This window comes from Halomonas aquatica, from assembly GCF_040196335.1.
Taxonomy (GTDB): Bacteria; Pseudomonadota; Gammaproteobacteria; order Pseudomonadales; family Halomonadaceae; genus Halomonas; species Halomonas aquatica.
In genome coordinates, this window is sequence record NZ_JBEGCJ010000004.1 from 152,314 (window position 1) to 173,556 (window position 21,243).

Annotated in this window: 18 protein-coding genes and 1 tRNA gene; 9 read left to right on the plus strand and 10 right to left on the minus strand. The window is 65.0% G+C overall.

Features of this window, described 5'->3' with window-relative positions:
- Positions 1–424: 424 nt before the first annotated feature.
- Positions 425–1,087, minus strand: a complete 663-nt coding sequence (locus ABE960_RS09700; protein ID WP_349762063.1) for a GntR family transcriptional regulator — start codon at positions 1,085–1,087, stop codon at positions 425–427.
- Positions 1,088–1,264: 177 nt separating this feature from the next.
- Here ABE960_RS09700 and ABE960_RS09705 point away from each other — a divergent pair, with 177 nt between their 5' ends.
- The 6 genes from ABE960_RS09705 to ABE960_RS09730 all read left to right on the plus strand — a co-directional run bounded on the left by ABE960_RS09705 (position 1,265) and on the right by ABE960_RS09730 (position 7,123).
- Entirely contained in the window at positions 1,265–1,837 is a 573-nt protein-coding gene (locus ABE960_RS09705; protein WP_349762064.1) for a chromate transporter, read from the plus strand.
- Entirely contained in the window at positions 1,834–2,364 is a 531-nt protein-coding gene (locus ABE960_RS09710; RefSeq protein ID WP_349762065.1) for a chromate transporter, read from the plus strand. Before ABE960_RS09705 ends, ABE960_RS09710 begins: the two co-directional genes overlap by 4 nt.
- A gap of 98 nt (positions 2,365–2,462) precedes the next feature.
- Entirely contained in the window at positions 2,463–3,425 is a 963-nt protein-coding gene (locus ABE960_RS09715; RefSeq protein WP_349762066.1) for a Bug family tripartite tricarboxylate transporter substrate binding protein, read from the plus strand.
- A 55-nt stretch (positions 3,426–3,480) separates the two neighbouring features.
- The gene (locus ABE960_RS09720) at positions 3,481–3,963 is read left to right on the plus strand and encodes a tripartite tricarboxylate transporter TctB family protein (protein ID WP_349762067.1); all 483 of its coding nucleotides are present in this window, start codon (positions 3,481–3,483) and stop codon (positions 3,961–3,963) included.
- 14 nt (positions 3,964–3,977) lie between these two features.
- Entirely contained in the window at positions 3,978–5,495 is a 1,518-nt protein-coding gene (locus ABE960_RS09725) for a tripartite tricarboxylate transporter permease (RefSeq protein ID WP_349762068.1), read from the plus strand.
- 20 nt (positions 5,496–5,515) lie between these two features.
- Positions 5,516–7,123, plus strand: coding sequence for a gamma-glutamyltransferase family protein (locus ABE960_RS09730; RefSeq protein WP_349762069.1), 1,608 nt, complete (start codon positions 5,516–5,518; stop codon positions 7,121–7,123).
- Between the two features lie 25 nt (positions 7,124–7,148).
- Here the strand turns inward: ABE960_RS09730 and ABE960_RS09735 are convergent, their stop codons facing one another.
- The 5 genes from ABE960_RS09735 to ABE960_RS09755 all read right to left on the minus strand — a co-directional run bounded on the left by ABE960_RS09735 (position 7,149) and on the right by ABE960_RS09755 (position 13,882).
- Positions 7,149–8,057, minus strand: a complete 909-nt coding sequence (locus ABE960_RS09735) for a DUF7281 domain-containing protein (RefSeq protein ID WP_349762070.1) — start codon at positions 8,055–8,057, stop codon at positions 7,149–7,151.
- Positions 8,054–9,301 (minus strand): hypothetical protein, encoded by a 1,248-nt coding sequence (locus ABE960_RS09740; RefSeq protein ID WP_349762071.1) that lies wholly within the window; start codon positions 9,299–9,301, stop codon positions 8,054–8,056. The genes ABE960_RS09735 and ABE960_RS09740 overlap by 4 nt, the downstream gene beginning before the upstream one ends.
- Positions 9,298–9,924 (minus strand): condensin complex protein MksE, encoded by a 627-nt coding sequence (locus tag ABE960_RS09745; protein WP_349762351.1) that lies wholly within the window; start codon positions 9,922–9,924, stop codon positions 9,298–9,300. Before ABE960_RS09745 ends, ABE960_RS09740 begins: the two co-directional genes overlap by 4 nt.
- Before the next feature lie 26 nt (positions 9,925–9,950).
- Positions 9,951–13,631 carry an ATP-binding protein gene (locus ABE960_RS09750; protein WP_349762072.1) on the minus strand — a complete coding sequence of 1,227 codons (3,681 nt, stop codon included), beginning with the start codon at positions 13,629–13,631 and terminating at the stop codon, positions 9,951–9,953.
- Between the two features lie 174 nt (positions 13,632–13,805).
- A tRNA-Arg gene (locus ABE960_RS09755) sits at positions 13,806–13,882 on the minus strand.
- Positions 13,883–14,104: 222 nt separating this feature from the next.
- Between ABE960_RS09755 and ABE960_RS09760 the strand changes: the two genes are divergently transcribed.
- Complete coding sequence (locus ABE960_RS09760; RefSeq protein WP_349762073.1) at positions 14,105–14,866, plus strand: c-type cytochrome; 762 nt, start codon at positions 14,105–14,107, stop codon at positions 14,864–14,866.
- A gap of 67 nt (positions 14,867–14,933) precedes the next feature.
- On the opposite strand, the gene rep is transcribed toward ABE960_RS09760, so the two are convergent.
- From rep to pyrE, 3 genes are all read right to left on the minus strand, one after another.
- Positions 14,934–16,991, minus strand: a complete 2,058-nt coding sequence (gene rep / locus ABE960_RS09765) for a DNA helicase Rep (protein ID WP_349762074.1) — start codon at positions 16,989–16,991, stop codon at positions 14,934–14,936.
- Entirely contained in the window at positions 16,991–17,509 is a 519-nt protein-coding gene (gene trmL / locus ABE960_RS09770; protein ID WP_349762075.1) for a tRNA (uridine(34)/cytosine(34)/5-carboxymethylaminomethyluridine(34)-2'-O)-methyltransferase TrmL, read from the minus strand. The genes rep and trmL overlap by 1 nt, the downstream gene beginning before the upstream one ends.
- Positions 17,510–17,604: 95 nt before the next feature.
- Positions 17,605–18,270 carry an orotate phosphoribosyltransferase gene (gene pyrE, locus ABE960_RS09775; protein WP_349762352.1) on the minus strand — a complete coding sequence of 222 codons (666 nt, stop codon included), beginning with the start codon at positions 18,268–18,270 and terminating at the stop codon, positions 17,605–17,607.
- A 141-nt stretch (positions 18,271–18,411) separates the two neighbouring features.
- Between pyrE and ABE960_RS09780 the strand changes: the two genes are divergently transcribed.
- Positions 18,412–19,179 (plus strand): exodeoxyribonuclease III, encoded by a 768-nt coding sequence (locus ABE960_RS09780; RefSeq protein WP_349762076.1) that lies wholly within the window; start codon positions 18,412–18,414, stop codon positions 19,177–19,179.
- 129 nt (positions 19,180–19,308) lie between these two features.
- On the opposite strand, the gene rph is transcribed toward ABE960_RS09780, so the two are convergent.
- Entirely contained in the window at positions 19,309–20,046 is a 738-nt protein-coding gene (gene rph / locus ABE960_RS09785) for a ribonuclease PH (protein WP_349762077.1), read from the minus strand.
- A gap of 140 nt (positions 20,047–20,186) precedes the next feature.
- Between rph and ABE960_RS09790 the strand changes: the two genes are divergently transcribed.
- On the plus strand, positions 20,187–21,050 hold the full coding sequence (locus ABE960_RS09790; protein WP_349762078.1) for a YicC/YloC family endoribonuclease: 864 nt from the start codon (positions 20,187–20,189) through the stop codon (positions 21,048–21,050).
- Positions 21,051–21,243 lie beyond the last annotated feature (193 nt).

Here is a 21,243-nt window from a genome sequence, read left to right on the forward strand (position 1 = left end):
AGCCATTCATCTAGGGCAGGCGTCCTGAATCAGGTTGCATAAGCCCCCTGGAGAAGGATAGTGGCAACTTGCCAACGCTCGCGATGCCGCGGTGCAGCACCCACGGGCCAGGCCGAAGGCCGACAAGGGCCAGCGAACCGAAAAAGGCCAAGCGCTGGTCCTGGTCGCGCATGAGTCCTAGCCTGCTCACTGACGAGCACCTCGGAGTAGGCTCATGACCGTTCCTGATCAGGACACCATCAATAAAAGTGATTATCAAGAGCATGGCCTGCAGATAGATTTCTTATCAAGGCCAGATTAGGGACACCCGAACGAAAAAAGGCCTACGACGGTATCGTAGGCCCTTGGGATCCTGTCGCACCGAGAGTGTCGCTAGACTCGATGACGGATCATCATCCGCAACGCCGGGTTCGCATCCGACGCGTCACGGGGCGAAGCTGCCCAGGGCCACTTCGTAGGATCGCTTGATATGGTCATCCATCAGCTCCCTTGCCCCCTGGACGTTTCTGGCCAGAGCCAACTCCACTAGCTCACCATGCTGGGCATCCAGCAGGCGCCTGACCTCCGGATTCCCGGGAGCCAATCGCCGATAGCGATCAAACTGGTCGTGCAGCTGTTCTATGAAACGCAGCAGCCACGTGGAACCGCAGGGGGCGACGAGGGTGCGATGGAACCTCAGGTGCAACCGCTCCCATTCCTCCTCCATCTCCGGCGACTCGTCGGCGCGTTTCAAGCGATGTGCCGCCGCCAGCAGTTCCGACTCCCATTCGGCGTCACCTCGCTGTATGGCCCGCTCCAGTGCCATCCCCTCCAGCTCGCGCCGCATATCGGCGATATCACCTAGCTCTTCACGCGCCAGGCGCGGCACGCGGAAACCGCGCTGGTTCTCCTGTATGAGGAGACCGTAGGCCGCCAGGCGATTGAGGGCCTCACGCAACGGGCTCAAACCGACCCCATAGCGCTCCTTCAGTGCGCTGATCGCCAGCTTCTCGCCAGCGGTGAATCGCCCATTGACCAGATCCTGTCTCAGGGTGTCGTAGATCCAGCTGGACGCCGTCACCCCACCCTTGCGTTCGAAGATTCCCATACTGCCTCCCTGTGGCCCCCAGAGATTGAAGGTTGACGCTGGCTTCTGGTGCAAACTATATTCTAGACCGAATAATCGATTTTATAATCAAAAAACAATGATCCACAAAAACTCCATCACCTATTCCATGACCTATTCTATTACCGATGCTGGGATCGACCAGGCAGAGGCATGTTCATGAGTGCCCGGTCTCCCGCCCCGCTGAGCAAGATCTTCTGGGCCTTCACCCGCATCGGCCTGCTCGGCTTCGGCGGTGGTCCGGCCATGATTCCCCTGGTCCGAGAAGAGGTCGTCACCCGTCATCGCTGGCTCGATGACGATGCCTTCGCCGACGTGCTCGCCATCGCCAACACACTTCCCGGCCCCATCGCCACCAAGATGCCGGGCTACATCGGCTATCGCGTCGGCGGTATCGCCGGCTGCGTCATCGCCGTCGCCGCCGTCATCGTCCCCATGATGCTTGCCATGATCCTGTTGCTGGGCCTGTTCAGCCGCTATCGCGACGTCGCCTGGATCCGCGGCATGGGCCATGCCGTCGTGCCCGTGGTCATGGTCATGATGGCTCAGCTGACGCTGGATTTCTGGAACAAGTCTCGCGTTGCCCTGGGCCCCTGGACAAGCCTTGTCATGAGCGCCAGCGCCGGAGTGCTTATCTATCTGCTTGGCCTGCACCCTGGCTGGGTCATCGTTGCCCTGCTGGCGACGGCGATGGTTGCACCAGTGCCGCGACCGACAGAGGCCGGCGAATGATTCACTGGGAACTGTTTCTCGCCTTCTTCATACCCAACATCATCGGTTACGGCGGAGGCCCGGCGATCATTCCGTTGATCGAGGCGGAGGTCGTCGGCCGTTACGGGTGGATGACGTCCCAGGAATTCGCCGAGACCCTGGCCCTGGGCAACACTCTGCCGAGTCCCATCGCCACCAAGATGGCCGGCCAGATCGGCTTTGACGTCGCCGGCGCAAGTGGCGCTCTGGTAGCAGGGCTGGCCACGGTGGTGCCTTCCCTGCTGTTGATGCTGGGCGCTCTGGGCCTTCTCTATCGCTACCGTGACTCGCCACGCGTCAAGCGTATGAGCCAGTGGGTACGCCCGGTCATCGCCATGATGATGGCATGGCTGACCTGGAGCTTCTTCAGTGAAGGTTTGGAAACGTCGGGACTCTTCCACACCCTGCTGATCGGTTCACTGGCGGCCCTGGCGCTGCTGCGGCTGCGAATCCACCCCGCCTTCATCGTGATGGCCGCCCTGGCCTATGGAGGGCTCTTTCTCGGTTGAAGGCTCCATAACAATAACCGACACGGAACGCGCGCTCACACCGGTTCGGGATCGCCCGAACTTCACGAAGAAATCCAACATATCCGAGGTGCTACACCATGATGCGCAACAAGCTGACTCCCATCATTGCCGTTCTTGGCCTGGCCATCGCCGGCAATGCTCAGGCCGAGTATCCCGAGAAGGACATCCGCCTGATCATCCCCTACGGCCCAGGCGGCGCCACCGACATCATCTTCCGACTGATCTCGAAGGAGGCCGAAGAGCATCTGGGCGAATCGGTCGTGCCAGTGAACATGGCCGGTGCCGGGGCGACGCTCGGTTCACGCAACGTCAAGGATGCCAATCCCGATGGCTACACCTTGCTGGGCAGTCATGACACTATTGCACTCTCCAAGCTGGCCGGCACCGTTGACTACTCCTACGATGCCTTCGAGCCCATTACCCTGCTGACCCAGACCATTAACCTGCCGGTTGCCCATGCCAACCACCCCGTCAAGAGTGCCGAGGAGATCGCCGACTACGTCAGCGAGAACCCGGGTGAAGTTCGCTTCGGCATGATTCCGAGCTCCACGGACCACTTCTTCTGGGTGCAGTTCTTCGATGCCGCAGGCATCGACATGGCTGACGTACGCCTGGTCGGCTATCCCGATACCGGCCAACAGGTATCCGCCCTGCTCGCTGAAGAGATCCACTTCGCGATGTTCAACCTGCCTTCCGCAGGGGCCTTCTTCGAGGACGGTACCTTTACCCCGCTGGGCGTGGCGCACCCTGAACGGCTGGACAGCCTCCCCGATATCGCGACGCTGCGCGAGCAAGGGATCGAAATGGACCACTCCACCAGTCGTGGCCTGTTCGCCCCCAAAGGCACACCGCAGGAGATCCTCGATACGCTGGCAGACGCCTATGGCAAGGCGGTGGAAGATGAGGAGATTCGCAGCCGAATCGAGAACGACTTCGGCTCCGTGGTGCGCTACTTGCCGGGTGAAGAGTACCAGGCCTTCCTCAAGGAGAACGAGGCCGCACTCTCCGCCGCTGCCGCCAACATCGACTTCCAAAACTGAGACGTGGCTGGCCCCCGGCAAACCACCTTGCCGGGGGCGGCTCGGAGAGTAGACCATGTTGACCCTGACCAAGGATCGCGCCCTGGCGCTTTCCATGCTGGTCATGAGCGGCATCCTGCTGGTGGAGACGCGCGACATTTCGCCACCAACCAGCTGGCAGCCCTATGGCTCAGCACTTTTCCCGCAGATCCTGCTGGGGATCATCGGCGCCTTGTCACTCCTGCTGTTGCTTCGCACCTTCTGGGTGCCATCCGCTGACCGCAAGACCCGACCGGACCGGCCGCGTCGGTCCCTGACGTCATGGATCAAGCACAACAGCACCGTGCTATCCCTGTTCGGCCTGTTCGCCCTCTATGCTCTGCTGCTGCCACTGATCGGCTACCTGCCCGCCACGCTGACCTTTCTGGTGACGTCACTGGCCCTGCTGCTGGGCATCGATACGCGTCGCAAGTGGATCATCAACCTGGCGGTCTCGTGCACTCTCGCCCCGCTGGTCTACGTGATCTTCCGTTTCGGCCTCAACGTCTGGCTACCCTGACGACGGAGTGACCCATGGCTGACTTCTTCCTACAAGCGCTTGTTCAGGTTGGCACTCCCTCGGTGCTGTTGCTGATCCTGATAGGCGTGCTGTTCGGCATCATCGGCGGCAGCATACCCGGCTTCACTGTGACCATGGCAATCCTGGTGGTGTTTCCCTTCACCTTTGCCATGGATCCTGTGAGTGGCGTGTCGCTGATGGTCGGTGTGTTCGTCGGGGGGTACTCGGGCGGCATTGTGTCCGGCGTGATGTTGGGCATCCCCGGCACACCCTCCTCCATCACCACCGTCTACGATGGTTACCCCATGGCCCAGCGCGGGGAACCCGGGCGCGCACTTGGCATCGGCGTGGCCGCCTCTTTCATCGGTACCCTGATCAGCGTGGCCGTGCTGGTCTATTTCGGTCCCCTGCTGGCCAGTTTCAGCATGAACTTCCGCCCCTGGGAGATCACGGCATTGATCCTCTTTGCCCTGACGCTGGTCGCCGGTCTCTCGCATGGTGCCCTGCTCAAGGGCCTGCTGGCCGCCGCCCTTGGCCTGCTGATCACCACCGTAGGCTATGACCGCAACAGCAACCTGCGTTTCGACTTCGGTTTCGATGCCCTTGGCGCCGGTTTCGAGATGCTGCCGGTGATGATCGGCATCTTTGCCTTCTCTCAACTGATGGGGAACCTGGAGAAGTTGCGTGACGACCCGCAATCCGCCAAGGGCGCCAATACCAATGTCGCCATACCCTATAGCCTCATCCTGCGAGACATGGCCAGCCAGAAGCTCAACACGCTTCGCTCGTCGCTGATCGGCAGCCTGATCGGCGCACTGCCGGGTACCGGTGGCACCGTGGCCAACTTCGTCAGCTACGACCAGGCAAAGAAGTTCTCGCGCCACCCCGAGCGCTTCGGAACCGGCATACCGGACGGCATCGTGGCCTCCGAAGCCTCCAACAGCGCCGTGGCGGGCGGAGCCTTCGTGCCAACCCTGGCGCTGGGCATTCCGGGCGACCTGCCCATGGCCATCATGATGGGCGTGCTCATCCTGCACGGCATCACGCCAGGGCCGCTGATGTTCGAGCAGAATCCGGTGCTGGTGGGAGCCATCTATGCCAGCCTGCTGATCGGCGCGGTGGTCATGGTGGTGTGTCAGCTGCTACTGGTGCGCTGGTTCGCCAAGATCTCGCTGATCCCGCAACAGGTCCTGGTACCGGTCGTGCTGATGCTCTGCGCCATCGGCTCCTATGCCCTCAACAACAACCTGTTCGACGTCTGGGTACTGTTCGCCTTCGGCATCCTCGGCTACCTGCTCTGGAAGGCCTCGGTGCCCCTGACCCCGCTGATTCTCGGTGTGGTGCTGGGTGAAAATCTGGAGCGTCAGCTGTTCCGCGCCCTGGAACTCGACAGCAGCTGGCTGACCTTCCTGACGCGGCCGCTCTCGGCCCTCTTCCTGTCCATGGCCATTGCCTCCGTCATCTTCTCGCTCTACCAGAACCGCAAGATTCAACGCCATCAGGACGATGGGGCCAAGTCCCGCAACGCCTGACATCCACAGAGGAACCCCGTATGCAATTCGATGCGCGTTATTACCCCAGCCCCTCCCGTCGCATGACGACGTTTGGACGCCGCGGCATGGTCGCCACCTCACAGGCCCTGGGCGCCGAGGCAGGCATGCAGATGCTGCGCCAGGGGGGCAATGCCGTGGACGCCGCCATCGCCACCGCAGCGGCGCTCACCGTGGTGGAGCCAACCTCGAATGGGCTGGGCAGCGACGCTTTCGCCATCGTCTGGATGAATGGCGAGCTGCATGGCCTGAACGCCAGTGGCCCCGCGCCCCAGGCTGCCACCATCGAGGCCGTCAAGGCACTGGGTCACGAGGCGGTGCCCGAGCACGGCCTCATTCCCGTGACCGTTCCGGGCGCCCCTGCCGCCTGGGCCACGCTGTCGGAACGCTTCGGTCGACTGCCCTTCGCCGACCTGCTGGCGCCCGCCATCACCCTGGCAGAAGAAGGCTTTCCGGTTTCACCCTTGGTCAGTCAGCTGTGGGAGGAGGCCTTCGAAAGCTATAGCCGCCATGATGACAATACCTTCCAGCCCTGGTTCGAGACCTTCGCGCCTAGAGGGCATGCTCCACGCCCCGGCGAGATGTGGTCCTCCCCTGATCATGCGCACAGCCTGCGACTGATCGCCGACACCCGTGCCCGCTCATTCTATGACGGCGAGCTGGCCGACAGTATCGATGCCTTCTTCCGCGAACACGGCGGACTGCTGCGTCGAGAGGATCTCGCTGCCTTCACACCGGAGTGGGTTGAACCGATCGGCACCCGCTACCGCGATCACGAGATATGGGAGATTCCCCCCAACGGCTGCGGCCTCATCGCTCTTCAGGCACTGGGGATGCTGGAACAGCTTGGCGAAGAGGGGCGCGACCCGGTCGAGACACTCCATCGGCGTATCGAAGCCACCAAACTGGCCTATGTGGACGGCCTGCACCACATCACCGACCGTGATGACATGCGGCCGAGTGTCGAGCAGATGCTGGACACACAATATCTCAAGGGACGTGCCGCCATGATCGGCGAAAAGGCACTGGACCCGGTCCACGGCAACCCCATCACCGGCGGCACCGTCTACCTCGCCACGGCGGATGCCGAGGGCAACATGGTCTCCCTCATCCAGAGCAACTTCAAAGGCTTCGGTTCCGGCATCGTGGTGCCCGGTACGGGCATCAGCCTTCAGAACCGCGGCTGGTCGTTCAAGCTGGATGAGGGTCACGCCAACGCCCTGGCCCCCGGGAAGCGCACCTATCACACGATCATTCCCGGCTTCATCACTCGAAACGGCCAGGCGGTGGGCCCTTTCGGGGTCATGGGCGGCTTCATGCAGCCCCAGGGCCATGTCCAGGTAATCACCGGCATGCTCGACGACGCTCTGAACCCGCAGGCCGCACTGGACATGCCACGCTGGAAGTGGACGAAAGGACGTACCGTCGAGGTCGAGCCCCACTTCCCCGACCATCTGGCACAGGCACTCGCGCGCCGCGGTCACCACATCGTCAAGCAGGCAGACTCCGTGAGTTTCGGTCGTGGGCAGATCATCCTGCGCGACTCGGAAACCGGGGTGCTGTGCGGCGGCACAGAGCCCCGCACCGATGCAGCGGTACTGCCCTGGTAGCTTGGGTCGGGACCCGGGTAGTGAATCACCCAGGACCCGACAAGTACGCCTTGCCAGACTCACCCAGAGGCACGGCTTGCAGTGGATCACCAAACCATTGTTGACGCAGGCCGCGCTGCTCACGAAGCAGGATGACGAGGTAGTCGGCCAGCGGGTGGCCAACGGGCAGGCGGGCGGCGTGGTCGCGCAGGGCCGGCTGGTAGCTCTGCTGCCCAGGCGGCAGGTGCGCGGCGTTGGCGCGCTCGGCAAGGTTCTCATGCGGCGGCAGCAGCAGGTGTGTGGCGCTACTGGCGAGGGCGATGCTCAGCCCCTTGGCGTCGAAGTCGCCGAGATAGAGGTGGGGCCTGGCGCTCTCCGCCCAGGCCTCGGCCACCCTGGCGAAGGCGCCTCCGTAGTGGCGGTCGCCACGGTAAAGCACCAGCGGTCGTGACCCGTTGGCCAACGCCGACATGGTCGGCTCGAAGGCGTAGAAGCCGTCGAGGTTCTCGACCTGAACCAGCACGTCGAAGGCGTCGAGGTCGAGGCCACGCCAGTCGAGGTCGAGGAAATCTCGGGGGTGTCTGGCCAGGCCCGGCCGCTGCTCCAGAGCAGCAGAAAAGCTCGCCAGCACGCGCCGGTCTCGAGGCTTCTCGCGGACGCTCTTCTCCTCCCGGTTACCCAGGTGAGCCTGCTCGGCGGTGGTCAGGCCGCTGAGCTCGGCCGCGATGGCGGGCTCGCCCAGAGCGGCCAGGGTCTCGTCGATGCGGGAGATCAGCTCAGAGTCGAACTGCAGACGGGCGTGGGTGAGGCGCGGGCCGAGCTCGATATCGTGCGCCTCGCACCATGCCACGACCTCGTTCACCACCTGGCTGCGGCGCTTCTCCACGCTGGGAGTGCTACGCAGCGCCTGGCCAGCGTCGCGGAGCAGGTGGCGCGCACGCGACGAGAGGTTCATGCCCCCGCCCTCAGCTCCAGGCTGACGTCATGGATCAGCCGCAGGTGGTTGAAGGGGCTGGCCTGGCTCTCCTGCTGATGCAGACAGAAGGCGCGCTGCTCGCCTCTGGGGAGGCCCTGGAATTCGGCAATCACCTGGAAGAGCCAGATCTCCTCGTCCCACGCAAGCTCGCCCTCCTGTAGGAACTCCAGGGCGCTGAGCCCCTCACCGCCGCGGTCCACCACCGAGAGATAGAAGCGCTCCACGTCCTCCTTGAGCGCCTGCTGGCGAGCGGCGACTAGCGTGTCTTGCTGAGGAGCGGCGGCGCCGGCGGCGGTCACCGGTTCCGGGCGATGGGTAGGCCGCGGCAGCTGATGCAGCAGCTCGGTGAGCACTCGAGTATCGGGGTGGTGATCCAGGGACGCCGCGCCAGCGGCGATCAGCGGAGCGGCGCGATTGACCAGTGCCGGCACCTCGCCGCGCCGGGCATAGTTGCCGGGCACGAAGCCCGAATGTTCACGAAGGAAGCCTGCCATCCCGGCCACCAGACGGCTGCGTGACTGCTGCTGGCGGAAGCGCGCCATCAGCTCGACCATGCGCCGCTGCACCTCGCGCAGACTGGTGTAGTGCTGGGTGAGCTGGTGCTGCAGGCCGCTGACCAGCAGCTTGCGCAGGACGCCATCACTGCCCACCAGCTCGATCAGCTCGTGGAAGTCGATCAGTTCCAGGCCATCGAGCAGGCGGACGATCTGCTTCTGGGCGCGCTCGTTCTCGCGAATCTTGTCGCCCAGGCGGCTGACGAAGCCGAAGTCGCTGTTGAGACGCCGCCAAAGGCTGTCGATGGCGTCGGCGAAGCGGCCGTTGAGGTCATCCACCTCCTGGCGCAGGCGCAGCAACAGCTGTTCCTGGCGCCAGTATTCCCCGGCATCGCGGGCCTCGCGATAGCTCTGCACCAAGGTGCGCGTCAGCTCCAGGGTCTCGGCCACGTCGGCGTTGACGTGGCGCCGAGTCTCGTCGGCAAGCATCTCGGCGATCAGCTCGCGCACCTTGGGGGCGAGCTTCACCCCGCTCTGCTCATCCGGCCGCCACAGGATGCGCGCCGCCAGCAGCCGGTTGAGTGCCGTGGTGCTCAGCCCCTCCAGGGGCACCTCGTCCCTGGCATAGCCGGCCATCAGCGCCTCGGCGTGCTTGCCGAGCAGCGCCAGGCGCTCGACGCCGGTGCCGATCAGGCGGCTCTCCAGGGCGTGTGGGTCGCTGTCACTCACAGCAGGCTCTCCTGGCTAGCCGGGGGCTGATCATCCAAGGGCAGGTTCTCCTCGTCGCGGATGAAGCGCACCAGGTCGACCAGGTAGTCGATCTTGGCGGTGACCACAAAGTACTGGCGATCGGCGTGAGGCTGGAGCAGGTAGCCGTGCTCCTTCAGGCGCTTGAAGACCTGCTTGAGCTGGGCGTCGAGCTGGTCGCTCTGAGAGCCGAAGAAGGGGTCGGTGGCCAGCCGCTCGAGACGCTCGCGCAGGCCCTGGTTGTCCTCGCAACGCGAGCTGAAATCGGCGGGCTTGAGCACGTCACCGGGAGCGGCCAGGCCGTCGCGACCCAGCGTCTCCTGCACCAGCTGCAGCCACTCCAGCATCGGCAGCAGGCTGTTGACGGTGTCCGCCAGCTGGCGCGAGAGCTGCTCGCGAGCGCCCTCGTCGAGCTGGCGCCAGGCCAGAAAATAGACGCTGCCCTCGTCGTTGGTGGCCAGGCGGCGGTTGAGCGGGAGCAGGTAGGTATCAAGCTGCTCGCGAACCTCGTCCTCCTGCAGACGGCGGAAGGCGCTCTCGTCGCTCACCGCACAGATGAACTCGCCGGCCAGCAGGCGTTCGATCAGTGGGCCATGCTCCACCATGGAGCGCTCGAACACTGAGGGTTCGATCATGAGGCAGCCTCCTCGGCGCGGGCCTGCAGGCGCTGAGCCAGCCGGCTCAGGCGCGGTTCGATGCGCTTGAGGCGACGCTGGCTGGGGGCGGCCTCATCGCGGTCAATCAGGTAACGGTTGTGGAACAGCAGCAACACGTCCGACTCCGGGTTGGGAAAGGCGCCGACGATATGGATGCGGTTGTTGTCGCAGGCCTCGAACAGCTTCTCGACGTTGTGATAGGCCAGGGTGCCGATCTCGTCGATGGGCCAGTGGATGGCCACCTCGGCCTGGCCGCGCAGCAGTCGGGTGAAGGCGAGCAGAAACTTGCACAGGATCAGGTAGGCCATGCCGTGGCTTGAGGATTCCAGCAGCTGGCGGTCGTTCCTGATGACCAGATCCGTGCCACCCTCGTTGAGGTGGAGCTCCAGGCGCAGGAGGCTCTCGAAGCTGTATTGCTGATCACTGCGCAAGAGCTCCACCACGTCGGCCAAGGCATCGAGGTAGTCGTCACCGGGCAACGGCTGACCCGAGTCGCGCCATTCGTGGTAACGCTGGGCGAAACGCTTGAGCGGCTCCCAGAACCCGAGCTCGTCGATGGTCGACTGGATCTTCACTTCGGCGCGGCCGATACCCTCGAGCCTGAGATCGTCGGCCACCTCGTCGGAGAGACGCCGGCTCTGGGCATTGATGCGCCGGTTGAGGTCGCGGAACACGGTGAAGAACTTGTCGAGGTCGTCGCTGAGGTTGCGTCCCTCCTGCAGCAGCTGCTGCTGTTGTCCCTCGAGCAGCTGGAGCATGCCGGCTATCACCGGCAAGAGTCGGCGCGGGCTCTCGCCCTCTAGCTTGGCGCGCTCGGCCCCGAGCATGTCCTGGAAGTCGGCGCTGGCGCCCTTGATCAGCTCGGACTCGATCTTCTCGCAGCCGCGGCGCAGGGCGTCGATCTCGCGGGCGTGGTCGGCAAGCCCCTGGCGAACGCGCTCGATGCGCTCATCGGCATCACCCAAGGCCTCGCCGATGGGCTCCGGGGCGGGGTCGAGGCTCAGGGCCTCGAGTGTGACGAGTAGCGGGGCAAGGGTCTCGACCAGCGCCCTGGCCGCGTCGCGGCGGGCCTTCAGCGCGCTCTCCGCCGCCTGGTGCTCGCTGCGGGCGGTGCGGAAGTCGACCCTGTGCCGTTCGCGTTCGCGCTCGAGCTGCTGACTCTCGCGGGAGAGTTCGGCCTCCTTCTCTACCAGGTGCGGCTTGCGCTCGCCCCAGTCGACACGCATGAAGCGGCGATAGGCATCCAACTCGTCCTGCCGATCCATGGTCTGGCGGATGCGCTGGCCCAGATCCTCGAGGCGTGAGCGGGTCTCGCGCACGGTGACCGGATCTACGCCCTGCTCGGACAGCTCGCGGTCGAAGGCGGCCTGCAGTTCGTCTCGCTGGCGGCGGTTCTCCTCCCTGTGATCGTCCAGCTGGCGGCGATGCTGGGCGATCTGCTGATCGAAGCTGGCCAGTTGCCCCTGGAAATCGGCGGTCAGCTCCAGGCGCTGGGCGCGGTGTCCGTCGGCCAGGGCATCCAGGGCCTGACGCTGCTCATCGCGTAGCGTCTGCTGCACAGCCTCCTGCTCCTTTAGGGCCTCTCGGCAGGCAGCCTGACGGGCCTTCTGCGCAGCGGCGTGGCGCTGCTGGCAATGGCTGCGCGCCTGCAGGGCATAATCGACCTCCTCGGCGGCGCGGCGCCGAGTGCCACGGGCACGGTCGAGGCGTGCATCGGTTTCCTGCACCCTGAGGTGGCAGGCACGGAGTGTCTTCTCGGCGGCCTTCTCTGCCTCCTGTGCCTCACTCAGTGCCGCGTCCGCGGCCTCGATCTCGGCCAGCAGGCTGGCCTCGTCCTGGGCATAGTCGGGCAGCGCGATGGCGGCCAGGTCCAGCGCCAGCCCGAAGAGGTCGTCGCTGGCGTCCTCGTTGAGCTGAGGCGCCAGGTCGCGGCGTTCGAGGAGCTCGGGAGCGATCACCTTGCCCAAGCCCTTCTCCCAGCCCGGGCGATGGTGGCGAAGGAAATGGCGCAGGCTGCCCTGGGTGGGGTCGCGCTGAATCAGCAGGGCTTCTCGGTGCGCCTCGGCGCGGGAGCGCTGCGCTCGAGCCCTTTCCAGCTCGCGCTCGGCGGCCTCGCGCTCCTGCTTATGCTCATCGAGCTCGGTTCGAACGCTCTCCATGGCGGCGGAAGCAGCACCCTGCTCGCTCTGGGCCTGGTCGACCCGGGCCTGCGCCTGCTCGACCTCACGGGCCTCCTCCGTGGTCTGGGCGCTATGGGAAAGCTGCGCCTTTAGCTCGGAGAGCCGAGCGGTACCCTGCTCCAGGCGGGTGCGGTAGTCGTCGTCCAGGGCCTGGCGGCGAGCCTGGTAGTCGGCGTCAAGGCGGCCCTCGGCATCGCTTTGCTTGTCGCGACAGGCTTCCTTCTCCTCGCCCAGTGCATCGATCAGCGCCTGGTACTCATCGCGGCGCTGCTCGAGGGAGTCGCCCAGTTCCACCAGACGCGCCTCAAGCCTGGCCTTGCTCTCCTTTACCGCCTGCTGCATCAGCTCCAGGTGGTCACGCAACTGCTGCTGCTGGTCGCGCCACTGGGATAGCATCTTGAGGTCCTGTTCGAGGCCCGGCATGTCGGCCTCCTCGAAGGCCTCGAACTGGCGCTGCAGGTCGTCGAGGTCGGCTCGCGTCTTGCTCAGCTCGCTGTCGAGCGCGCTGAGCCTGTCGTTGAGCACCTGACTGTGTTCCTGGTAAGTCTCTTCCCGAGCCTGAAACGCACGCTGTTGACTCTGGATCTGCGCCTCAAGGTCTGCACTCTCGCGGTCGGCGCGGTGGCGGTCGGCCTCGAGTTGGGGGCCCAGCTGCCAAAGTGAGGTCTCGATATCGGCGATCTCGCGATCGAGACTCTCCAGGGCAGCCAGCGAGCGCTGAAGGGGCTCCAGACGCATCGACTGACGCATGCGGTCGATCCATTCCCGCGCCTTGGTGTTGCGGATGCGGGTCACCGGCAGCTCGACACCGTCCTCCTCGAAGATCGCCGCCAGCATGGTCTTGAGGGTGTCCATCTTGCCTTCCTTGGCGTGCACCGCGGAGACCAGCTTCTCCATATGCCGGATGCGCTGTCCGGGGCGCACCAGGCTGAAACGGGCCGCCACCTGGCGCAGCCGCAGCCCCTCCTTGCTATTCCCCCTGGGCTGGGAAACGCCAAGCTGGGTGAAGTCGTTCTGGATCACCGAACGGAATTCGGAGGTGGCGCCTAACTTGGGCGAGACCGAGACACCCTGCAGGCGAAGGCCATTGGCCCACTGGGCGTAATCCAGACCGGCGACACCGCCCTCGCTTTTAACCAGGTAATCCTCGGGGCGATAGGGAGACCCGACGAAGCGATACTCCACGCCGCCATCGCTCTTGCGTGTCAGCACGGCCTGACAGACGTCGCCCTCCTCGCGGAGATACTCGTAGACGAGGTAGCTATTGCGGTGCGGCAGATAGAAGGCGTCGAACTTGAGTCGAGTCTTCGGCACTACCTTGTTGGGCTGCTCGCCATAGAACACTGGCACGAGGCGCTGCAGGGTGGTCTTGCCCGATGCGTTGGTGCCGCAAATGTTGGTGTGGCCGTCCACACTGAGCTCAACCACGCCCTCGAGGTGGCCGTGGATCATCACGATGCGTAGCAGGTGAGCCATGTCGCGTCCTTGTTCGTTGGCGATCCATGCTGCCCGTAGGCGAAACCAGAATGGTGCCCGAGTCGATCATCTGGATCAAAACGCGGATATGAAGGTAGCGGTTTCCGGACAGGACGCCAGATTGACAGACGCATGAAAAAGGGCCTGCGACAATGTCGCAGGCCCTTGAATTCGTGGCGCGCCCGGCAGGATTCGAACCTGCGACCCTCGGCTTCGGAGGCCGATACTCTATCCAACTGAGCTACGGGCGCACATGCCTGGCGGTGTGGCGCGAGGCGGCCGCCATCCTACCCGCCCGTCCCGGCGCTGTCCAGCGGACATCCTCCTGCCCCGGCGATGGTATGAGCCTGTGGCATTTTCCAGGCGTTGGCGATGCCGGTATACTGCCGAGCAGTTATGCGCGCCGTGGCGACCAACGGCTGCCGTGATGCCGAGCGTGATTCCGATTACAGGACCGTCGAGAGGTGGTGAGAGTGAAATCCAGCAAGCTGATCATGGGGTGTCTGGCCACCCTGGGCCTGACTGCAGGCCTGACCGCAGGCATAGCCGTTGCACAGGACGATGCGGAGCGCGATGCCATCGCAGAACGATTGAAGCCGGTGGGTGAGCTTTGCCTGCAGGGCGAGGACTGTGGCACCGCGATGGCGGCGGCCAGCGGCGGCAGCGCCTCCGGTGGCGGCGCCATCGACGGTGAGGGCATCTACAACAATGTCTGCATGGCCTGCCACGAGACCGGTGCCGCCGGAGCACCGGTGCGCGGTGACGAAGCCGCCTGGGCCGGACGAACCGACAAGGGCTTCGAGACCCTGGTGAGCCATGCCATCAACGGCTTCAACGCCATGCCAGCCAAGGGCGGCAACCCCAGCCTGTCCGACGATGAGGTCCAGGCCGCGGTTGCCCATCTGATGGATCCGGTCATGGACGTGCCCGCCCAGGAGAGCAGCAGCGAAAGCGCTGATAGTGGCGAGGCAGCCGCCGAGGCCGCTACGGCCGGCATCGATGGCGAGGCGATCTACAACTCCGTCTGCATGGCCTGCCATGAGACCGGTGCCGCCGGCGCTCCGGTACGCGGGAACGCCGACCAGTGGTCCGCGCGCCTGGAAAAGGGCACCGAGACCCTCTATAGCCATGCCATCAATGGCTTCAATGCCATGCCCGCCAAGGGCGGCAACCCTAACCTGTCCGATGCCGAGGTCCAGGCGTCGGTCGATCACCTGCTCGCGCCCGTGCAGTAAGCTCAGGGCTACGGAAAGGCAGCGGGGCGCCTATGGGCGCCCCGCTTGCGTTTCCGCCTCCCGGCAGTCAATCCAGTAACGAGCGTAGCCCGGCGATGGCGTTCTGCCCTCGTGCCTGCTTTTTCTCAGGGTCCTCGCGGTCGGCGCGGCCTTCCCACTCGAGATCACCCTCCGGCAGCTCGTCGAGGAAACGGCTGGGGGTGCAGTCCATCAGCTCGCCATAGGTCTTGCGCTGGCGGGCCAGCGTCAGGGTCAGGGTGCGCCGCGCCCGGGTAATGCCCACATAGGCCAGGCGCCGCTCCTCCTCCACGGTGCCCGCTTCCACGGCATTGCGGTGGGGCAGAAGTTCCTCCTCAAGGCCCATCAGGTAGACGTGGGGAAACTCCAGCCCCTTGGAAGCGTGCATGGTCAGCAGTTGCACCCGGTCGGAGTCATCCTCCTCGGCCTGCTGCTCGAGGATGTCGCGCAGTACCAGCCGGGAGATTGCCGCTTCCACGTCATCGGTCTCGGTTTCCTCACTGACCGAACTCTCGTCGGGATCCTGCTGCATCGACTTCTCGAGCTGGTCCACCAGGATCCAGACATTGGCCATGCGGCGCTCGGCGATGGTCGGGGCGCTGGCGTTCTGGTAGAGCCAGGCCTCGTAGTCCATCTCGTGCAGCATGCCGCGGATGGCCTCGATGGCATCGCCCTGGTCCATGCGCCGCCGTACGCCGTCGATGAAATGGGTGAAGCGGCCGAGGCGTTCGACGGCACGCGTGGGCAGTTGCTCGGCGAGCCCCAGCTCATGGCAGGCAGCAAACAGCGAGATACCTCTCTCGTTGGCATAGTTGGCCAGCTTCTCCAGGGTGCTTGGGCCGACCTCGCGCCGCGGCACATTGACGATGCGCAGGAAGGCATTGTCGTCGGCCGGATTGATCAGCAGTCGCAGGTAGGCCATGGCATCCTTGATCTCGCCCCGGGAGAAGAAGGAAGTGCCGCCGGAGAGCTTGTAAGGCACCTGGTAGTGCTGCAGCTTCAGCTCCAGCAGCCGGGCCTGGAAGTTGCCACGGTAGAGAACCGCGAAGTCGCGCCACTCGGCACGTTCCTTGATGCGCCGCGTGAGGATCTCGCTGGCGACCCGCTCGGCCTCGGCCTCCTCGTGACGATTGACCACCACGCGGATCGCCTCGCCCTGGCCCATGTTCGACCACAGGGTCTTCTCGTAGACGTGGGGGTTATGGCTGATCAGGGTGTTGGCGGCGCGCAGGATGGTGCCGGTGGAGCGGTAGTTCTGCTCGAGCTTGATGACATTGAGTCGCGGGAAATCCTCACCCAGGGTCACCAGGTTCTCGGGGCGCGCCCCGCGCCAGGCATAGATCGACTGATCGTCGTCCCCCACAACGGTGAAGGTCGAGCGCTCGCCCATCAGTAGCCTGACCAGCAGGTACTGGCTGATGTTGGTGTCCTGATACTCGTCCACCAGCATGTAGTGGATCTTGCGACGCCAGCGGGCCAGCGCCTCGGGGTCGTCGCGCAGCAATACCACCGGAAGCAGGATCAGGTCATCGAAGTCCACGGCGTTATAGGCCTTCAGGTGGCGCACATAGGCCTCGAAGACCCGCGCGGCATATTGCTCGTCGTCGTCCGCGGCATGGGAGAGCGCCTGCCCGGGCAACACCAGGTCGTTCTTCCACTGGGAGATCTGATGCTGCACGGCGTTGATCTGGTCGGCGTCGACCTGGGCATCCTTGTTCATCAGGTCACGCAGCAGCGCCTTGGCATCCTCCGGGTCGAACAGCGAGAAGCCCGGCCGGTAACCCAGCGCCTTGAGCTCGCTGCGGATGATGTTGAGCCCGAGGGTGTGGAAGGTGGAGACGGTCAGGCCGTGTCCCTCCTTGCCCTTGAGCATGGTGCCCACCCGCTCCTTCATCTCCCGAGCGGCCTTGTTGGTGAAGGTAACGGCGGCGATGCGCCGGGCGCTCATGCCACACTCCTGCACCAGGTAAGCGATCTTGGTGGTGATCACGCTGGTCTTGCCCGAGCCCGCCCCGGCCAGCACAAGACAGGGCCCGTCGATGTAGCGCACGGCCTCCTGCTGGCGGGGGTTGAGGCCGGCGAGCCGGCTGGCGATGGACGTGGACATCAGGGGTTCCTCACAGACTCGTGGGATTCGGCCAGGGCTGGGCCAGAACCCGGCTGGCCGGCCCCCACGAATGCCAGCTGACGCCAGGCCTCGAAGACCACCACCGCGCAGGCATTGGAGAGGTTCAGGCTGCGGCTGTCGGGCAGCATGGGAATGCGCAGGCGCTGGGTCTCGGGCAGGGCATCGAGCAGCGCCTGAGGCAGCCCGCGGGTCTCGGGGCCGAAGACCAGGGCGTCGCCCTCGCGATAGGAAGGCTCGTGGTAACCGGTACGTCCCCGGGTGGAGACGGCGAAGAGCCGCGTCGGCGCCACGGCAGTGAGGAAGGCCGCCCAGTCCGCATGGACCCGGACCCGGGCCCACTCGTGGTAGTCGAGCCCGGCGCGCCGCAGGCGCTTGTCGTCCAGCGTGAAGCCCAGCGGTTCGATCAGGTGCAGCCGGAAACCGGTGTTGGCGCACAGCCGGATCAGGTTGCCGGTATTGGGCGGTATCTCGGGCTGGTAGAGCACCACGTCAAGCATCAACGACTCCTGATATGAAGGGCTCGCAAAGCGCTCGGGCCCCGTGAGGGGCCCGAGGGACGATCGGCTGGCGCGAGTATCATGCCCCTCGGCGCTCAGTCGCCTCGCACGCCGTAGCGGTCGCGGTAGGTGCGGATCGCCTCGGCATGGCCCTTGAGCGCCTCGCCGGCGTGCTCCTCGAGGTACTCGAGCACCAGGTCCAGGGTGACGATGCTGACCACCGGCATGCCATAGGTGGCCTCCACCTCCTGGATGGCGCTGCGCGGGTCGTCCTCGTCACGGCCGCGCTCCTGACGGTCCAGGGCGATCACCACCCCCGCCGCCCGGGCGCCCGCGCCCTCGATCAGGCCCATCACCTCGCGGATTGCGGTACCGGCGGTGATTACGTCATCGATGATCAGGATGCGTCCAGCGAGCTCGGCGCCGACGATATTGCCGCCCTCGCCGTGATCCTTGGCCTCCTTGCGATTGAACGCATAGGGCAGGTCGCGGCCATGGTGGTCGGCAAGGGCCACGGCGGCGGCGGCGGCCAGCGGGATGCCCTTGTAAGCCGGACCGAAAAGTACGTCGAGCTCGAGGCCGCTGGCCTCGATGGCCCGGGCATAGAAACGTCCCAGCCGCGCCAGGGCACCACCGGTCCGGAACAGGCCGGCGTTGAAGAAATAGGGACTGACGCGCCCGGACTTCAGGGTGAACTCGCCGAAGCTCAGCACGCCCTGCTCGATGGCGAACTCGATGAACTCCCGCTGGTAGGCTTGCATGCGCTGCGCGCCAGGCTGATCCGCCACGGGGCCTCCTCATCTACACGGTCAAGGGCCTTTATCACGTCTATAGAACGGGGCCATTTACCCAAACGTCGAAACGTCGGGTATCATACACGCGCGAAGAAAAAGGGACCACGTATGAAAATCGCCACCATCAATGTCAACGGCATCCGCGAGGCCGTCGGTCGGGGCTTCCTCGACTGGCTGGCCAACCAGGATGCCGATGTCGTCTGCGTGCAGAACCTCAAGGCCAAGAGCTTCGAGCTGGACGATAGCATCCTCTACCCGGAGGGGTACGAGGGCTACTTCCTCGATGCGGAGCAGGACGGCTTCTCGGGGGTCGGCCTTTACTGCCGCCAGATCCCCAAGGCGATCATGTACGGCCTGGGCTTCGCCCAGTGCGACCACGAGGCCCGCTTCCTGCAGGCCGACTACGACCGCTTCAGCATCGCCAGCTTCCTGATGCCCGACGGCAGCGACTATGCCGCCAAGCAGGCCTTCATGGCCCAATATCAGGAATACCTGTCGAAGATGGCCCGCAAGCGCCGCGAATACATCATCTGCGGGACCTGGCACGTCGCTCACAAGACCATCGACCTGGCGAACTGGGCCGACAACCAGACCACCCCCGGCTTCAAGCCCGAGGAGCGTGCCTGGATGGACCAGGTCTTCGGCCCCACCGGCTTCATCGACACCTTCCGCGAGATCAACCGCGACGCCGGTGAGTACACCTGGTGGCCGAAGCTCGACCAGGAGGAGCCGCGCTCCCGCCAGGAAGGCTGGCGCATCGACTACCAGATCGTCGGCCCCAACTTCCGTCGCCATGTGGTGGACGCCTGGATCGACTATGACGCGACCTTCTCGGAGTTCGCGCCGCTGATTGTCGAGTACGACCTGACGCTCTGATCATGCAAGCCCTTCGTCTCCGTTCCGGCCCGCCCGGAACGCAACGCGCCGGCCCGAGGGCCGGCGCGTTGCGTTGTGGTATCCCCTCAAGGCTGATCCACCGATAGCCCTTCGTCTCGGGGGACCCCCTCAGCCGCGAATGCCCAGCGCCTCGCGCTGATGGGCAAACAGCTCGCCGCCGGCCTTCTCGGCCAGGTCGAGCATGGCATCGAGCTCGGCACGGCTGAAGGTACCTGCCTCGGCGGTGCCCTGCACCTCGATCAGCCCGCCGCCCTCGGCCATCACCACGTTCATGTCGGTGTCGGCGCTCGAGTCCTCGGGGTAGTCCAGGTCGACCACCGGCATGCCCTTGAACAGTCCCACCGAGACGGAACTGACCAGCTGGTGGAAAGGGTCGCCCTTGATCAGCTTCTCGCGCTGCAGATAGCGAATAGCGTCCATCAGCGCCACGCAACCACCAGTGATGGAAGCGGTACGGGTGCCGCCATCGGCCTGAATGACGTCGCAGTCGACGGTGATGGTGAACTCGCCCAGCTTCTTGAGGTTCACCACCGCCCGCAACGAACGACCGATCAGCCGCTGAATCTCGAGGGTCCGGCCGCCCTGCTTGCCGCGGGTGGCCTCGCGACCGCCGCGGGTATGGGTGGCGCGGGGCAGCATGCCGTACTCCGCGGTCACCCAGCCCTGCTTCTTGCCGCGCAGCCAGCGCGGTACCCCGGCCTCGACGCTGGCGTTGCACAGCACCTTGGTATCACCGAACTCCACCAGCACCGAGCCCTCGGCGTGGCGAGTGTAGTCGCGGGTGATGCGGATATCGCGGGACTGGTCGGGGGCGCGTCCGCTGGGACGCCGGATCTCCGAGGACATGGCACCTCTCTTGAATCGTGATGAACACGGGAAGACACCCGTGGAATGGCGTCCATTCTACACGCTCTGGTCTACACGGTCTGGCCGGGGAATCGGTTACACTGCGACCCCAGAGACATCACGGGTCATCGGGAGGCACCATGGTTCACAGCATGACCGCCTTTTCACGCCAGGATCGCGACACCGAGGCCGGCCGCCTGCAGCTCGAGCTGCGCTCGGTGAACCAGCGCTACCTGGAGCCCCACTTCCGCCTCCCCGAGGCGCTGCGCGACCTGGAGCCGACGTTCCGCGAGGCGCTGCGCGCCCGCCTGGCCCGGGGCAAGGTCGAGTGCACACTGCGCTTCGAGCCCAGCGGCGAGGAGGCCACTCCGGCCGTCGACCGCGCGCGCCTGGCAGCCCTGGCCGCGGCGCTGGAGGAGGTCCGCGACAGCGTGCCCGGCGCCGCCATGCCCGATGCCCTCAGCCTGCTCGGGCATCCGGGCGTGCTCGACCGTCGCGGCCCGGACATGGAGGCAGTCAAGCAGAAGGCCCTGGCCCTGTTCCAGGCCGCCCTGGACGATCTGGTGGCCGGACGGGCCCGGGAGGGCGAGAAGCTCGCCGCGCTGATTCGCGAGCGGCTGGCCGCGGTGAACGACCAGGTCGCCGAGGTGCGTCGGCTGATGCCCCAGATCCTCGAGCGCCAGCGGACCCAGCTGCTGGAGCGGCTCGAGGCGATCCGCGCCGAGCTGGATGCCCAGAGGCTCGAGGCCGAACTGGTACTGCTCGCCCAGAAGGCCGACGTCGACGAGGAGCTCGACCGGCTGGCCACCCATGTCACCGAGGTGGAGCGACAGCTCGGTCAGCAGGGCCCGGTGGGCCGTCGTCTAGACTTCCTGATGCAGGAACTCAACCGCGAGGCCAACACCCTGTCATCCAAGTCGGTGGTGGCTGCCACCACCCGCTGTGCCGTGGAGCTCAAGGTGCTGATCGAACAGATGCGCGAGCAGATCCAGAACATTGAGTAAATCCCACAGACTTCCACCAATATCTATATCCTATTGTTTTAGCTCAATAATAAGGCATCGATTGTCTACCCAAGTCTAGCTTAAGCCTGCGCCAAGTGGGGAGTACAATGGGGAGTAAACTGCCTTACTCCCCACCGAAAGGCTCGATCACCCTATGAATACTCCCCACTTCAAACGCTCACCCCTCAGCACG

Coding starts and splice junctions, on each gene's coding strand:
- ABE960_RS09700 (WP_349762063.1), bottom strand. CDS start 1,087: ATGGGAATCTTCGAACGCAAGGGTGGGGTGACGGCGTCCAGCTGGATC.
- ABE960_RS09705 (WP_349762064.1), top strand. CDS start 1,265: ATGAGTGCCCGGTCTCCCGCCCCGCTGAGCAAGATCTTCTGGGCCTTC.
- ABE960_RS09710 (WP_349762065.1), top strand. CDS start 1,834: ATGATTCACTGGGAACTGTTTCTCGCCTTCTTCATACCCAACATCATC.
- ABE960_RS09715 (WP_349762066.1), top strand. CDS start 2,463: ATGATGCGCAACAAGCTGACTCCCATCATTGCCGTTCTTGGCCTGGCC.
- ABE960_RS09720 (WP_349762067.1), top strand. CDS start 3,481: ATGTTGACCCTGACCAAGGATCGCGCCCTGGCGCTTTCCATGCTGGTC.
- ABE960_RS09725 (WP_349762068.1), top strand. CDS start 3,978: ATGGCTGACTTCTTCCTACAAGCGCTTGTTCAGGTTGGCACTCCCTCG.
- ABE960_RS09730 (WP_349762069.1), top strand. CDS start 5,516: ATGCAATTCGATGCGCGTTATTACCCCAGCCCCTCCCGTCGCATGACG.
- ABE960_RS09735 (WP_349762070.1), bottom strand. CDS start 8,057: ATGAACCTCTCGTCGCGTGCGCGCCACCTGCTCCGCGACGCTGGCCAG.
- ABE960_RS09745 (WP_349762351.1), bottom strand. CDS start 9,924: ATGGTGGAGCATGGCCCACTGATCGAACGCCTGCTGGCCGGCGAGTTC.
- ABE960_RS09750 (WP_349762072.1), bottom strand. CDS start 13,631: ATGGCTCACCTGCTACGCATCGTGATGATCCACGGCCACCTCGAGGGC.
- rep (WP_349762074.1), bottom strand. CDS start 16,991: ATGTCCACGTCCATCGCCAGCCGGCTCGCCGGCCTCAACCCCCGCCAG.
- trmL (WP_349762075.1), bottom strand. CDS start 17,509: ATGCTTGACGTGGTGCTCTACCAGCCCGAGATACCGCCCAATACCGGC.
- pyrE (WP_349762352.1), bottom strand. CDS start 18,270: ATGCAAGCCTACCAGCGGGAGTTCATCGAGTTCGCCATCGAGCAGGGC.
- ABE960_RS09780 (WP_349762076.1), top strand. CDS start 18,412: ATGAAAATCGCCACCATCAATGTCAACGGCATCCGCGAGGCCGTCGGT.
- rph (WP_349762077.1), bottom strand. CDS start 20,046: ATGTCCTCGGAGATCCGGCGTCCCAGCGGACGCGCCCCCGACCAGTCC.
- ABE960_RS09790 (WP_349762078.1), top strand. CDS start 20,187: ATGGTTCACAGCATGACCGCCTTTTCACGCCAGGATCGCGACACCGAG.